16 protein-coding genes are annotated in these 13,029 nt (G+C 68.2%); 8 read left to right on the top strand and 8 right to left on the bottom strand.

The genetic code is table 11. The features are described 5' to 3' along the window. Positions 1 to 280: 280 nt before the first annotated feature. Positions 281 to 1,102, bottom strand: coding sequence for an SDR family NAD(P)-dependent oxidoreductase (locus NI17_RS09310; RefSeq protein WP_068691622.1), 822 nt, complete (start codon positions 1,100 to 1,102; stop codon positions 281 to 283). 74 nt (positions 1,103 to 1,176) lie between these two features. Between NI17_RS09310 and NI17_RS09305 the strand changes: the two genes are divergently transcribed. The 3 genes from NI17_RS09305 to NI17_RS09295 all read left to right on the top strand — a co-directional run bounded on the left by NI17_RS09305 (position 1,177) and on the right by NI17_RS09295 (position 3,562). Then, positions 1,177 to 1,785, top strand: a complete 609-nt coding sequence (locus NI17_RS09305; protein ID WP_084012620.1) for a TetR family transcriptional regulator — start codon at positions 1,177 to 1,179, stop codon at positions 1,783 to 1,785. 909 nt (positions 1,786 to 2,694) lie between these two features. Then, positions 2,695 to 3,063 (top strand): transposase, encoded by a 369-nt coding sequence (locus NI17_RS09300; RefSeq protein ID WP_199860045.1) that lies wholly within the window; start codon positions 2,695 to 2,697, stop codon positions 3,061 to 3,063. A 238-nt stretch (positions 3,064 to 3,301) separates the two neighbouring features. Then, positions 3,302 to 3,562, top strand: coding sequence for a transposase (locus NI17_RS09295; protein ID WP_199860046.1), 261 nt, complete (start codon positions 3,302 to 3,304; stop codon positions 3,560 to 3,562). A 285-nt stretch (positions 3,563 to 3,847) separates the two neighbouring features. On the opposite strand, the gene NI17_RS09290 is transcribed toward NI17_RS09295, so the two are convergent. Next, positions 3,848 to 4,354 carry a flavoprotein gene (locus NI17_RS09290; RefSeq protein ID WP_068691626.1) on the bottom strand — a complete coding sequence of 169 codons (507 nt, stop codon included), beginning with the start codon at positions 4,352 to 4,354 and terminating at the stop codon, positions 3,848 to 3,850. Positions 4,355 to 4,690: 336 nt separating this feature from the next. Between NI17_RS09290 and NI17_RS24435 the strand changes: the two genes are divergently transcribed. After that, complete coding sequence (locus NI17_RS24435; protein WP_084012621.1) at positions 4,691 to 5,134, top strand: HD domain-containing protein; 444 nt, start codon at positions 4,691 to 4,693, stop codon at positions 5,132 to 5,134. A 21-nt stretch (positions 5,135 to 5,155) separates the two neighbouring features. Continuing rightward, positions 5,156 to 5,551 carry a type II toxin-antitoxin system VapC family toxin gene (locus NI17_RS09280; RefSeq protein WP_234401949.1) on the top strand — a complete coding sequence of 132 codons (396 nt, stop codon included), beginning with the start codon at positions 5,156 to 5,158 and terminating at the stop codon, positions 5,549 to 5,551. Positions 5,552 to 5,562: 11 nt separating this feature from the next. On the opposite strand, the gene NI17_RS09275 is transcribed toward NI17_RS09280, so the two are convergent. The 6 genes from NI17_RS09275 to NI17_RS09250 form a co-directional block, all read right to left on the bottom strand. Beyond that, the gene (locus NI17_RS09275) at positions 5,563 to 5,742 is read right to left on the bottom strand and encodes a transposase (RefSeq protein WP_199860047.1); all 180 of its coding nucleotides are present in this window, start codon (positions 5,740 to 5,742) and stop codon (positions 5,563 to 5,565) included. A 122-nt stretch (positions 5,743 to 5,864) separates the two neighbouring features. After that, the gene (locus NI17_RS09270; RefSeq protein WP_199860048.1) at positions 5,865 to 6,344 is read right to left on the bottom strand and encodes a hypothetical protein; all 480 of its coding nucleotides are present in this window, start codon (positions 6,342 to 6,344) and stop codon (positions 5,865 to 5,867) included. Positions 6,345 to 6,650: 306 nt separating this feature from the next. Then, positions 6,651 to 7,118, bottom strand: coding sequence for a PPC domain-containing DNA-binding protein (locus NI17_RS09265; protein WP_068691632.1), 468 nt, complete (start codon positions 7,116 to 7,118; stop codon positions 6,651 to 6,653). Positions 7,119 to 7,157: 39 nt separating this feature from the next. Next, the gene (locus NI17_RS09260; RefSeq protein WP_068691634.1) at positions 7,158 to 8,150 is read right to left on the bottom strand and encodes an asparaginase; all 993 of its coding nucleotides are present in this window, start codon (positions 8,148 to 8,150) and stop codon (positions 7,158 to 7,160) included. 62 nt (positions 8,151 to 8,212) lie between these two features. Further along, positions 8,213 to 9,031: a hypothetical protein gene (locus NI17_RS09255; RefSeq protein WP_068691637.1), complete on the bottom strand. Its 819-nt coding sequence runs from the start codon at positions 9,029 to 9,031 to the stop codon at positions 8,213 to 8,215. A 145-nt stretch (positions 9,032 to 9,176) separates the two neighbouring features. Continuing rightward, positions 9,177 to 9,683: a helix-turn-helix transcriptional regulator gene (locus tag NI17_RS09250; RefSeq protein WP_084012622.1), complete on the bottom strand. Its 507-nt coding sequence runs from the start codon at positions 9,681 to 9,683 to the stop codon at positions 9,177 to 9,179. A 132-nt stretch (positions 9,684 to 9,815) separates the two neighbouring features. On the opposite strand from NI17_RS09250, the gene NI17_RS09245 reads away from it, so the two are divergent. From NI17_RS09245 to NI17_RS09235, 3 genes are all read left to right on the top strand, one after another. Beyond that, a complete protein-coding gene (locus tag NI17_RS09245; protein ID WP_199860049.1) occupies positions 9,816 to 10,943 on the top strand; it encodes an NAD-dependent epimerase/dehydratase family protein in 1,128 nt (375 codons plus the stop codon). Between the two features lie 56 nt (positions 10,944 to 10,999). After that, complete coding sequence (locus tag NI17_RS09240; RefSeq protein ID WP_234401954.1) at positions 11,000 to 11,680, top strand: thymidylate synthase; 681 nt, start codon at positions 11,000 to 11,002, stop codon at positions 11,678 to 11,680. 347 nt (positions 11,681 to 12,027) lie between these two features. Then, entirely contained in the window at positions 12,028 to 13,005 is a 978-nt protein-coding gene (locus tag NI17_RS09235; protein ID WP_234401955.1) for a carbamoyltransferase N-terminal domain-containing protein, read from the top strand. The last annotated feature ends 24 nt before the right edge of the window (positions 13,006 to 13,029 follow it).

The raw sequence follows: 13,029 nt of genomic DNA, 5'->3' as shown, positions 1-13,029 counted from the left end.
GGTCACGGCGCTGATGTGCGCCGCTGCCGCGACCGGCCTTCCTCGTGCAACGACGAACGGGCGCTCTCCCGGGTGAGCGCCCGCCTACTGTCGGGGACGTGTGAACCCACGGCCTCGTGACCCCAGGCAAACCGGACCAAGCCGCAGCGGGCCGCAAGAGGCCGCCCAGCACCACGGTCAACCTGGTCAGGAGCACAGATCCAGGCCACCGGCCGACGAGAGCCGATCCGTGGACAACCGCCGCTCCCCGTCTGTGGTGGCCGGTGGGAATGGCGCCTGTTCACGTCGTGACAGGGCGCCGCTTACCCATCAGGGCGGCCGAACCCGCCATCCGCGCCGTGGCCGAAACAGCGGTCCTGCGGCCGAGGAGCCGGCTCAGCCCCGCGGAGACGGCGGTACTCGCCCGGGACACCGCGCTCGGCACGGACCTGCGCCGGTCGAGGGCGCGAACCAGGGCCTGGGCGACCTCGTCGGGGGTCTGGAAGCCGTTCCCGTATCCCTCGGTGCCGATCGCGTCGAAGAACTCCGAGCGGGTCAGTCCTGGGGAGAACGCCAGGGTGCGCAGCCCGCTCCCACGGGTCTCCCACCACAGCGCCTCGGTGAAGTTCAGCACGAACGCCTTGCTCGCCGCGTAGACGGCCATGCCGGGGATCGGTTGGTAGGCGGCCGCGCTCGCGATGTTGACCAGGTATCCGCCCTGGCCCCGGCTCAGCCGGTCGATGAACGCCCGGGTGATGTCGACGAGGGCGACGACGTTGAGCGTGAGCAGCGCCTCGAGTTCGGCGGGGTCCTGGTCGGCGAAAGCGCCGTCCGAACCGACCCCCGCGTTGTTGACCAGGCTGGTCACGCGGACGCCACGGCGGTCCACCTCAGCGGCCAGGTCCCGGCCCGCCCCCGGACGGCCGAGGTCGGCGGGCACGGTTTCGACCCGGACACCGTGCGTCTCGCGCAGTTCGGTGGCCAAGGCGTCCAGTCGTTCGGTGCGTCGGGCGACGAGGACCAGGTCGGTGCCGCGTTCGGCGAGCCTGCGGGCCAGGGCCGCACCGATTCCGGAGCTGGCACCGGTGATGAGCGTGGTCTGGGAGGAGTGGTCGACAGCCATGCCGACACTGTACGCCAAACATGGCACTCGATGCCATGTTCGGCGTGTGGTGCATTGCCTTGTAGGGTGGCCGTGTGAGCAGTGGAGAAGCCAAACCCGGTCTGCGGGAACGCGCACGTCGCGCGGTGCACCGAGAGATCGCCGAAGTCGGTATGGCCCTCTTCCTCGAGCGCGGTTTCGAGGCGACCACCGTCGACCAGATCGCCGAGGCCGCCGGGATCTCCCGACGCTCGTTCTTCCGCTACTTCGCCACCAAGGAGGACGTCGTCCTGGGCGACCTGATCGATCGGGGGCACCGCGTCCATTCCGCGCTGACCGCACGACCAGCCGAAGAGGAACCCTGGACCGCCGTCCGCGCCGCGTTCCTGGCGCTGCGCGACGAGGCCCGGGATAGCGTCGGGACCGAACTGCGCATCGCCCGCATGCTTTTCCAGACGCCGTCCCTGCGCGCACGTCACCTGGAAAAGCACCTGGCCTGGCAGGAGATGCTCACCCCTGAACTGGCCCGGCGGCTGCGCACCCTGGAGGGCCTTGAGGAGACGGACGCCATCCACCGCGCCGCCGCGATCATCGCGACCGCCCTGGCCTGCCTCGACGTGGCCACCGAAACCTGGGTACGCCGCAACGGGACCGTGCCGCTCGAAGACCTCTGGGACGAGGCGGTCGCCGCCGTCAGGTCCTGACGCCCTCCACCGCACACCCCGTCGTGCGGCAGCCCGCCCCCTCAGGCCCGGGAGACAGGCCCTCACCACCGCCGCTGAACGGCTGCGCGCCTCCCCTTCATCTGCCTTCCGGAGGGAGCCCCGGTCTCCGGGCGGAGAGGCGACCCGCACTTCTCCCGCTCGGTCTCACACATGCCTCTCCCGGGTGTGAGGGTGGCGTAGGAGTGCCGCTCCTGCCCGGAACCCCGACAGCAGGCCCGGTGGGTTGCCTGCTCGGATGCGTGCGCCCGGTGGGGAGCACGGCCCTGGCCGCAGACCGCCTGCCACCGGTGCGGCGAGAAGACCTCGCACAGGCGGACCGATGCCGCGCTGACCGCGTGGAAGCACAGCGGAGAGCAGGCGTTTCCACCCCAGGCGCCGCTGCGGCAGACGCTGAGCTGCCGACACGCCGCGTTCGCCGACTTCTCCGCCCAGCGGGCCCGCCACCCGAGGTTGACGCCCCGTGGACGGGCACCTGTGGCCGACCGAGTGGACGAGTCCGCTTCGGGTCGTGGTCGCGGCCCGACGCCGGTCTCGCTGGCCTCAACCCGATCACCGTCGTCGTGTCCCGGGAACCGGACGGGCGCTGGTACGTGGTCTTCACCCGGCACCTGGACCGCAGGGCCTGCCGCCTGGCCCGCTACCAGCGGCGCACGGCCCGGAAGAGGGCGCGGGAGTGTGCCGCGGGGGCCGCCACACCCGGCAGGACTTCCCGCACAAGACGTCCACGCGGATCGCGCGCCAGCGCGCACCGCAGCCCCCGCCGGGGAGGAAGTCAAGGGCAGGGGACCGTCAACCTTCCCGCGCAGACCCTGCCACCTGAGAGGGTGTGTGGAAAGGGTCGAACAGGTGCAGGCTGGGAGGAGAGTCCTCCACGCCGGGGAGGCGGTCATGGCCGGTCGACCCACCTGCTCCACGGACCTGCCGGATGCCGAGTGGGAGCTGACCGCCCCGCTCATCCCCGCGCCCAAGCCCGGTGGGCGCCCCGCGCTGCACGAGCGGCACGAGATCGTCAACGCGCTGGCCTACGGGGCGCGGTCCGAGTGCGCGTGGCGGCTGCCGCCCCACCACCTCCCGCCCTGGCAGACGGTCTACCACTACTGGCGGCAGCGGCGCATCGAGGGCCGGTGGGAACGGATCCTCCTCCCGCTGCGTCAACGCGAACGTCAAAAGGGTCAAACGCCACCCCCGGCCCAGCGCGGGCATCATCGACTCCCGGAGCCCGCGGGCCACCGACCGCGGCGGCCCGCACGGCTGTGACGGCGCCAAGAAGATCCGCGGGATCAAGCGCCACCTGCTGGCCGACACCCGCGGTACCGTCCTGGCCGCGTGCGTGAGCCCCGCGAGTCTGGGTGATCCGCGACGGCACCGAAGTGCTGCTCGCCCGGGCAGCGCGACAGCTGCCCGGACTGGCCCTGGCCTGGGCCGGCCAGGGCTGCACCGGTGAGCGGCCGGCAGCCTGGGCGCCCCCCGACCGCCCGGGGTGCAAGTCCAGATCGTGCGCCGAGCCGACGGCGGGTTCCGCCCCACCTGGGCACCCAAGGACCGCCCTGCGCCCCCGGTACCGCGGTTCGCGGTGGTGCCCCGCCGCCGGGTGGTGGAGCAGACCTTCGCCTGGCCGGGCAAGTACCGGCGCACTGCCAAGGACCACGAGTACCTGACCGCGCACTCCGAAAGCGTCCTCCACCTCGCGATGAGCCTCACCCTGCCCCACCGGATGGCGCGGGCACCGCCCTGCCCCTTTCCAAACACCCTCTGAGACGCGCGTGATCTTTGCGGATCGGCCGCCACAGGCCCGGTTTCCGCTTCACGGCTGACCGCAAAGAGACAGCCCCTGCTGCCCGCTGTCGACCCCGCGGGCATCCCCCACACCGACCGAGCACGGACCGGAAGCACCGTCCGCTTCCTGGAGAACGGCGCACCGGCCGGGTGCCAGCAGCGAAGACAACGCGGTGCAGTACCGTTCCAGTCAGGCAATTCAGGGCCCCGTGAGGACTCCCCCCAGAGCGCGGAGGATCTGTGTGGCCGCTCCCGTGGGCAGACCCTACGGCACGGCAGCCTCCGCAAGGGTGTCGGCGATCTGACGCCACTGCGGAAGACTGCGGACGGGGTCGCGGATGAGGGTGACATGGGGGACCTCTCTCAGAAGATGGAGGCCTCGGTCCCATGCGGGGTGGCCTGCAAGGCCGTCACCGGCCTTGGGAACGAGGAACGTGGGCACGCCGCGCCCGATCATCTCGCAGACGAGCGCGACGGCGAACGTGTCCGTGATACCGAGAGCCGTCTTGTTCGTACTGTTGAACGACCAGGGACACGCGAGGACCGCCCCCGGCACCGGCAGACTCCTACCGGTGCCGGGGCGGCGGAAATCCACACGTACCGGTTCCCCCGTCAGGGCCTCCAGCGCGTTGAGGTCGTGGAAGCGGGTGCCTGTCGGCGTGCAGAGGACGGTGATCCGCCACCCCTTGTCCCGGAGTAGGCGGACCAGATCGGGGGCGGTCTCCTCTGGGGTGGTGGACGCGCCGGAGAGCGCGAGGTAGAGAGTTTTCATGCGGCCAGTCTGACCGTCGAGGCCGTGTATGCGCCATGAGGTCCTCGGAGAGGATCCCGCCGTTGTCCTGGGGTGTCCTGCGGCAGTGGGCGGACGTCCGCGCCGGGTTTTCAGAGACCCGGAGCACGCTCCCAAGGCCAGGCTGAGTCTGCTGGCCCGATGCGGTGGAGCGGGACCTGTGGAGGTGGCTGCCGGTCGTTCCGGGGACCGTGGCTTCGGGGGCTCGAAAACAAGCTGCTTCGCCCCGGGACGGAGCACTCCTCCGTTTTCCCTCCTCCTACACCGGGCACAACGGTACTGCCATTGGTGGCATCACCGTTGTGAAATATCGGACGTATGAAACCAAAAGCCGTCAGATCCCGTGACACATCCAAGGTCCTTGCGGAATCAGAGGAACACGGCGGTCATGACCTCCCTGAGTCCTCGCAAGTTTCGGGCCTTGCTGCGGTCCTTCTTGCCCTGCATGACGCAGGTAAGACTTCTGGGGCCTTTGAGAGGCAGGTCAAGGAGGTTCTGATGACTCGACAGAAACGGGCAAACGCACCCAGATCCACCAGTCGGACCCGTAAAGTCAGCATCTCGATGCCCGAGGACCTGAGCGCCGCGATCCGGGAACGCGTCAGACCCGGCGGACTCAGCAGCTACGTGACTGAGGCTGTCGCCCGCCAGTTGGAGTTGGACCTGCTGGCCGACCTCTCAGACCTACTCGAAGACGAGTACGGTCCGGTTTCTGAGGAGGCCCTGGCGGAGGCGGAGGCGGCGTGGCCGGACGCCGACTAGTCGAGAGGGGGACTCTCGTTCTTGACGGCGAAGGACTGTCCAAGCTCGCAACTGGCGATGAACGTGCGGGCTCATCTGGAGACCGCCCGTAAGCGCGGCGCCCGGGTGGTGATCAGCGCGATCACCTTGACCGAGGTGCTTCGTGGCGACCCTCGCCGCGATGCCGCCGTCCACCGTGTGCTGTCACGGACCTCGGTCCTTCCCGTCACGCCGGAGATCGCGCGGACTTCGGGGGAACTGCTCGGGAGAACCGGACTGTCTGGTCACCGATACGCGATCGACGCCGTGGTCGCGGTAACCGCGCTGCAGCAAGCACGTCCCGTGGTGCTGCTGACCAGCGACCCCGGCGACATGAACCAACTTGTCGAGGAACCTGACCGTCCCAAGAACCAGCGGGTCACCGTAGTTCACGTGTGAATTTCGCTCCCTCAGAGGGTGTTTGGAAAGGGGCAGGGCGGTGCCCGCGCCATCCGGTGGGGCAGGGTGAGGCTCATCGCGAGGTGGAGGACGCTTTCGGAGTGCGCGGCCAGGTACTCGTGGTCCTCGGCAGTGCGCCGGTACTCGCCCGGCCAGGCGAAGGTCCGCTCCACCACCCGGCGGCGGGGCACCACCGCGAACCGCGGCACCGGGGGCGCAGGGCGGTCCTTGGGTGCCCAGGTGGGGCGGAACCCGCCGTCGCTTGGGCTCGGGGATGAGCGGGGCGGTCAGCTCCCACTCGGCATCCGACAGATCAGTGGGATAGGCGGGTCGATCGGCCATGACAGCCTCCCCAGGCGGAGGGTCCTCCTCCATTCTGCCCCGTCCTGACCCTTTTCAGACGCCCTCTCAGCAGGGGGGATCCTTTACTAGTGAATCGTGCGGTCATCGCGATAGATACCACGAGGAAACGGCGAACGAACGAGGTGTCGTACTGATACGCGAAGCGCCCCGGCAGCCCATCCAGGATCCAGAACACGCCCTCGACATCGGCAGGAGGCACATCGGGGCCGTCCGCAGCGGCGAGGCTCTCTTGGGCGAGCTCCGGGTGAAGCTGAACTTCGCACTGGTCGATCGTCCACTCGGAAAGCAGCTCCGAGCGTTCCAGCAGCTCCAGGCAGAGCTCATGGACCGCTGCCTCCGCAAACTCCAACGCTGGAGCGTCAACGAATACCTTGAGGATCGCGCCTCCAGGGTGGACGGCCACGACGAAGTCTTCCAGGGGGATGCCCATTCCGTCAGAGCCTTCGACGCCCTCGACGGAACCAAGCACGTTCTGCAGCAGCGCGCCTGCCCCTCTCGCTGGAGAGGGTCCAACTCGGAGGTGCCCTCCGAGATCTTCATGCCCACTGAAACCACGTATCTCACCGGTTCATCGTGACCGAACCCCACGACGTTCAGGGTGAGAATCACGCAGAAGGAACACCAACGAACCGCTCTGTGCGCTCTTACCTGCTTCGATAGAGAGCGATAGCGAATGTGACTCTCGCCACACCCATTTCCTTTGGGACCGTCTACGTTGCACCTACATCGCAGGGCTTCAGCTGTCGCTTCCGAAATGGAGGAGCGGAACACCGTAGAGGTCGGGGTTTGGGACTCGCTGGATCTTCGGTGATGCGACCTCGACGAGCAGCATCTCGGTGAGGAACTGGACCTGGGCGCCGAGCAGGTGGCTGGTGTGCCCCGTCGCGCTGTGCTCCTTCAGCCCGACAGAGACGTGGACGTGCGGGGAAATGGTGCCGGTGGCCTCGTCGTAGGCGATAGTGCCCCCGCCCAGGGCCTCGACATTGCTCAGCTGGACCTTGGACCAGACCGGCGCGGCCGGGTCGGCGAGCTTCTCGCAGGTGCCGACGATGTCGACGTGGGCGAACCCGGCGATGAAGACCGGAATGTAGCCCTGGCGGACGTCGTTGGACCGGCAGAACTCGGTGAGGGAAGTAAAGAAGTCCTCCCCGTGGTCGAAGACGAGGCCGAAGGTCCGACCCTGGGTCAGTTCGTGGCTGCGCACGTCGGGTTCCGCTTCTTCTCTGAGGGGTGGGTGGAAGGGTTAGGAGTCGGCGTAGACGCCCGCCGTGGCGAAGGCCTCCAGGGTGGCGGCGCGGTCGTAGCCGGTGGCCAACAGTGCCCAGAGCAGGATCCGGGCTTTAAGCGGGTCCAGGAACCCGGCGCGGATCAGCCCGCGCTCAAGCAGGTCCTTCTCGGAGCCGGGGAAACCGTAGGTGGTCGCGAGCCCGGACCCGGCGCCGGTGCGCGAGGCGAGCACCACCGGCACCCGGCTGGCGAGCTCCTCGAGTGCGGGCACGATCCGCTGGGGGACGTGTCCGACGCCGAACGCGGCGATGACGGCGCCGTCGACCCGGTCGGCCAGCCCGTCGAGCAGCAGCCCGTCGTCGCCCAGGGACACGGTCACCAGGGCCACTCGCGGCTCCGTGCTCAGGTTGGTGAGGTCGAGCGTGGGGCGGCGGCTGGTGAGCTGGTTGAGTAGGCGCGGGGTGCCTTCGACGATGTAGCCGAGCGGGCCGCCGTTGGGGGAGCAGAAGGTGGAGCCGCTGGTGGCGTGGGTCTTGCGCACCCGGCTGGCGGCGTGGATCTCGTCGGCGAGCACCACCAGGACGCCCTGGTCCGGGGCGGTGGGGTGGGCAGCGGTCTGAACGGCGGCAAGCAGGTTGGCGGGCCCATCCGCCCCGGCCAGGGTCGGGTTGCGCATCGCACCGGTCACCACCACCGGCTGCGACGCGGTGTGGAACACATCGAGCAGGTAGCTGGTCTCCTCGATGGTGTCGGTGCCCTGGGTGACCACGACACCATCCACCGTTCCCGAGGCCAGGCGCTTGTCGATCTCCGCGGCCAGCTCGGTCAGGTCGGCGAAGCCCAGGGAGGCTCCGGGCAGACGCCGGAAGTCCTCGACCTCGATGTCGACCCCGGTCTCGGCCAGCCCGGGAACGGCATCGACGAGCTGCGCCGCAGACAGAGCCGGGACGACACCGCCCCCGCCGTCTGAGGTCATGGCGATGGTGCCGCCCAGTCCGAACACCGCCACACGGGGGCGAGACTCCTTGGTGGGCACGGTTCTCCCTTCACCGCAGGTTCTGTGGGGGCAGCCTAACGTCCGGAGGAACCGGCCTGACCGAGGAATCGACAAGCCCGGTCGACGCCCGCTGTGGACAACAGGCGACTGGATGGAGAGGCCAGCCCACCGAACCCGTAGGCACCGACCTGCGCGCACCGGCTCACCAGCCAGGACCATTCCACACTCAGGTAGTCAGCGAGGGCCTGCAATCGGTTTCCTGGCGTATGCGAACTGATCACTGAGTGCGAATGCGCGTACTCGATGACGTCCGTGTACTCGCGTACGGTTGGCGCGCTGTCAGTAGTGTCCACATTCCAGATGCCGTCCGCGCCGAGCCAGTTAGCGACGATCGCCCGCTGTCCTGGGTCGAGAACGAACCCTTCCACTGTGTCGTAGACAGGGTCGTCCGACACCTGAACTCGGATACCGAAGGACTCCATGAGAGCTGCGGCAAGCAGGAATAGGATTCGCTCTGCTCGGGGTGCGTCGCCGACCACAGCTTCAGGAACACAGAACGATCGTGTGGCGCCTGCCGGGAACCGGTTCGAGAGGGCTCGGAGGTAGTCGTACTTGTGAGCGAAGAGCAGCCAGGTACTGGCCTCCTCTCCACTGCGTTCTCGGGTCCAGAAGGCTGGTGTCGAGTTGAGGTGATCGGACTGCCGGAGGATGTAGCGGGCGCAGAAGTCCGAACCCATCCACAGTTGGGAGACCGGAGTCAGTTCGGCGACCATGTCCCGGCCAGCAGAGGACCGGTGGAAGGGCGCGAACGCGTCGAGTTCTCGCCTCAGCCCTGTGATCAGGGCATCGTCGTAGAGGAGTGCCCTGTCCAGGGAGCTGACCGCCCACAGCACTCCGAGCGTGAGGTCGTCGAGTAGGTAGGCGTCGGGGACACGTAACCGGACGCCGTCCAGTCCTTGCCGTCCCTCCCTCTGCGTTCTCCGGGCCCTTCGCGCGTCCAGGCGACCATCTGCCGATGGCCACCTTCGCTGAGACCGATCACCAGCCGGTACCGGTGGACCGGGTCCAACCGGTCTTCCGGCGTCTCGACGAGGATGCGATCCGAGTCGCGTGAAGCAGCGTGGACTGCCATCTCAATCGTGGCGCCACCGAAGAAGGAACCTGGAAGGGCTGTGAGAGCGGCGCGTGCGCCGGGTGACGCGTCCCCGTCCCACGCCCACAGGGACCGTCCAGGCCGGTTCCCGACGGTGCGGCCTCGCGGCGCAGGGCCGGAGCCAGCTTCGGCGGCTGCCGATGCTTGAGGAGTTCCTGCGCGCGGCCGAGGACTCCTCCGGTGCCGAGGACCTCGTCGAGCTTTCGGGCCAGGTCCTCTGGACATTCGCGCTCAGCGGTCTCGATCTTGCCGATCAGGCTTCCACTGGTCCATACCTGTCGGCCGAGGTCTGCCTGTGTCAGCCCACGTTCCAACCGCCAGTGGCGCAGTTCCGCACCGAACCAGTCTCTTACTGAGTGGCCTGGTCGCAGTGTTTTCAGGGGTTGCGGCATCGAGGCACCTCCCGTGAGCGCTCAAGCGGACAGCGACTGGTGTCCGCATCAGCATCTCGACTCATGTCCCAGCGCGCCACCAGATTGGAGAAGACAACCGCTGCGGCGTGTACTCGGTGAAGAGCGTTCTCCATGCTCCTCCAGGTCGTTTCCGTGACCCGCAGCCACAAGGACATCGACGAACTTCCACGAAGGAGGGATCACGACGGTGATCCAGGTGATGACGCTGACGGGGTGGTGCCAATGATCGGCATCGAACAACCGAGAAGTGTCGCCGTTACGGGGATCAGTGGCTTTCTCGGGTTCCACCTCGCGGAACGCCTCGTGCACGAGGGCATGCGGGTTGTAGGGCTCGACCGGGTTCCCCCGGCACACGATCCGACCGCGATGCGTGGTCAGGAGGTTCCGATGCCGGGCACCGGTCTCGTGTTCGAGCGGTGCGACCTGTCCACCGACGACCTGGCCCCCATTCTGCGAGGGATGGACACGGTGTTCCACCTCGCGGGTATGAGCGGGGTCCGGGAATCCTGGGGAAACCGCTTCTCCGACTACGTCCACGCGAACGTCCTCGGAACACAACGGCTGTTGGAGGCATGTCGAACGGCAGGAGTCCAGCGCGTCGTCATCGCATCGTCCTCCAGCGTCTACGGATCAGCGACGGGCCGTCCGTCGCTGACCGACGACCTTCCCCACCCGGTGTCGCCGTACGGGGTCTCCAAACTCGCCGCCGAGCGCCTGGCTCTGGCGTACGCGGAGCGCCCAGCAGCCGGTTTCGACGTCTGCATCCTGCGCTACTTCACCGTGTACGGTCCGCGCCAGCGACCGACGATGCTGATGGCCCGCGTGCTCGAGGCCGCGTACACGAGGTGCCCGTTGATGGTGTTCGGGGACGGCTCGCAGCGGCGGCACTTCACCTACGTGGACGACGCCGTCGAGGCGACGGTCCTGGCGGGAACCCGTCCGCTGACGGACTCCTGTGTGGTCAATGTGGCCGGCCCCCACAGCATCAGCGTCTCCGACGTACTGACCGTGGCTGAGTCCGTGGTCGGGAATCCGGTCCCCGTTCGGTACGAGGCCGACCGTCCGGGTGATGTCTCTGCCTCTGAGGCGGATCTTGGTGCAGCCTCCACGCTGCTGGGCTACCGGCCACGGGTTGATCCGGTTGAAGGGATCACCGCTCACTGGGAGTGGTACCGAGCGGCTGCTGCTCGAACTGTCCGGTCCGCAGCACGCGTGGCCGTCCCAGGAGGTATTCGGTGATCTCGATCGAGGGTGACTCGGCAACCGAGCTGTTCACATCGGCAGTGCGCACGGTCATGTCCGAGGGGAGCCTCGTCTCCCCTCGAGGATCAGCCACCAGGGAGGTCCTCGGAGCACACCTTCACCTGCGTGATCCCCGCCGTCGACTGGTGTCACTCCCGCCTGTCAGGATCCCGAATCCGGCCTTCGCCGTGGCGGAGGCCGTCTGGATCCTCTCCGGAAGCGACGATGCCTGGATCTTCGACTACAACCGTCGGCTGACGGAGTTTGCGGACGACGGTGTACTCCGAGGCGCCTACGGCCCTCGGCTACGCAGGTGGAGGGGCGCGGTCGACCAACTGGATCGAGTCCGCCGCCTCCTCCTGGAGGATCCCGACACCCGGCGCGCCGTCATCCAGCTCTACGACCCCGGCCGAGACTCGGTGCTGAACAAGGACGTGCCCTGCACGCTGGGGTTCCGCTTCCTTCTCCGCGACGGCCGGCTGCGGATGCACACCACCATGCGCAGCCAGGATCTGTGGCTGGGGTTCTGCTACGACATCTTCACGTTCTCGGTCCTGCACGAGCTCATGGCCCACTGGGTCGGTGCCGAGCTGGGCGAGTACCACCACCAGGTCGACTCCCTCCACCTGTACGCCAAGCACTGGGACGCCGCCGCCCGGTTGCCTGTCGATCCCGCTCCGCACCCCAGAGCGCACCGCTCGCAGCGGATTGGGAGGAGCTCGACACGACCCTGACTCAGGTGAGGGCGGGCGACCCAACACGGTCGGAGGCATGGGAGCAGTTCGCCCAGACCATGCACAGCTACCGGCTCTGGAAGGCGGGGAACCGCAGCGAGGCCCGGGAACAGGCACACGCCGTCACGGGAGTTCTCGGGAACGCCCTCACTGCTTGGTACGGACATCTCACGCGTCGGAGCGAGGAGAGGAGGAACGGTGTCGACACGCCCACCCGTGGTACTCGGCCTTTGCTCGGGCACTCATGACTCCGCCGCCGCACTGCTCAGCGGCGGCAAGCTCGTCGGCCTCGTGAGGAGGAACGCCTCAACGGGGAGAAGCACACTCGTGCCTTCCCCCGGAACGCCATCGGCTGGCTCTTGGACCACGCAGGCGTAACCGCCAGCGAGGTCACGTCGGTGGCGTACAACTTCAATCTGGACCTGTACCGCCACGGGGTGCTTTCCAGCTTCCCCCATCTCTTCCGAGGAGCGACGCGGCGTAGGGCCCTGCCCCGGGCGAACAGCTTCAGGAAGGTCTACCGTCGAGCCACCGAACGCCTCGCCACCCTCGCGGGCGCTTTCCCGGAAGCCCACGTTGTGGGTGTGGAGCACCACCGAGCCCACGGGATCTACGCGTTCGCCGCGTCAGGGTACGAGAGCGCCGCAGTGCTGGTCGTCGACTCACTCGGCGAGACCACGACCACCTCGATCGCCCGTGCCCAGTTGGAAGGTGACGGCATCCGGTATGAGCCGGTGGCGCGGATCAGCGATCCGGCCTCCCTCGGCTACGCCTATGGTGCGGTCACCGAGCATCTGGGGTGGCGCCGCGGAGACGAAGAGGGCACGGTGATGGCCCTGGCCGCGTTGGGAGACCCCGTCCGCTTCCGCACCCTCTTCCGTCGGGCCATCCATCTGACCGAGAACGGGTTCACCCTCGATCCGACGCTCTTCCCGCTGCGGGTTGTCTCCAGCCGCTACCCCAGGCTGTCTCCGGCGTTCATCGCGGCCACCTGCCCTCCCCGGACAGACGGCAGCACACCATCGAGCACTCACGCCGATCTCGCCGCAGCCCTCCAGGAGCGAACCGAACAGGTGATGGTCCATCTCGCACGCAGAGCCCGGGACCTGACCGGAGAGTCGCTCCTGTGCGTGGGCGGTGGCGTGGCGATGAACTGCCTGTCGATCGGAGCAATCGTCCGGGACTCTGTGTTCGAGGAGGTCTCCGTTCCACTCGCACCGGGAGACGCGGGCACTGCGGCCGGAGCCGCGCTCGCCCACTACGCCGACACGACGGGCACCCTGGCCAGCGGTACAGCACGCCGCTGCTATCTCGGCCCGGCCTAGCCCGAAGTCGACCTGTCGGGCCAG

This window comes from Thermobifida halotolerans (genome assembly GCF_003574835.2).
Classification (GTDB): Bacteria; Actinomycetota; Actinomycetes; order Streptosporangiales; family Streptosporangiaceae; genus Thermobifida; species Thermobifida halotolerans.
The sequence above is the reverse complement of the archived record's forward strand: the minus strand, read 5'-3'. Positions and strand labels throughout refer to the sequence as shown.

What these genes read in the sequence shown, in the direction of transcription:
- NI17_RS09310 (WP_068691622.1), bottom strand. Translation starts at nt 1,102, where the DNA reads ATGGCTGTCGACCACTCCTCCCAGACCACGCTCATCACCGGTGCCAGC.
- NI17_RS09300 (WP_199860045.1), top strand. Translation starts at nt 2,695, where the DNA reads ATGGCCGGTCGACCCACCTGCTCCACGGACCTGCCGGATGCCGAGTGG.
- NI17_RS09290 (WP_068691626.1), bottom strand. Translation starts at nt 4,354, where the DNA reads ATGAAAACTCTCTACCTCGCGCTCTCCGGCGCGTCCACCACCCCAGAG.
- NI17_RS24435 (WP_084012621.1), top strand. Translation starts at nt 4,691, where the DNA reads ATGAAACCAAAAGCCGTCAGATCCCGTGACACATCCAAGGTCCTTGCG.
- NI17_RS09270 (WP_199860048.1), bottom strand. Translation starts at nt 6,344, where the DNA reads ATGGGCATCCCCCTGGAAGACTTCGTCGTGGCCGTCCACCCTGGAGGC.
- NI17_RS09250 (WP_084012622.1), bottom strand. Translation starts at nt 9,683, where the DNA reads ATGCCGCAACCCCTGAAAACACTGCGACCAGGCCACTCAGTAAGAGAC.
- NI17_RS09245 (WP_199860049.1), top strand. Translation starts at nt 9,816, where the DNA reads ATGCTCCTCCAGGTCGTTTCCGTGACCCGCAGCCACAAGGACATCGAC.
- NI17_RS09240 (WP_234401954.1), top strand. Translation starts at nt 11,000, where the DNA reads ATGTCCGAGGGGAGCCTCGTCTCCCCTCGAGGATCAGCCACCAGGGAG.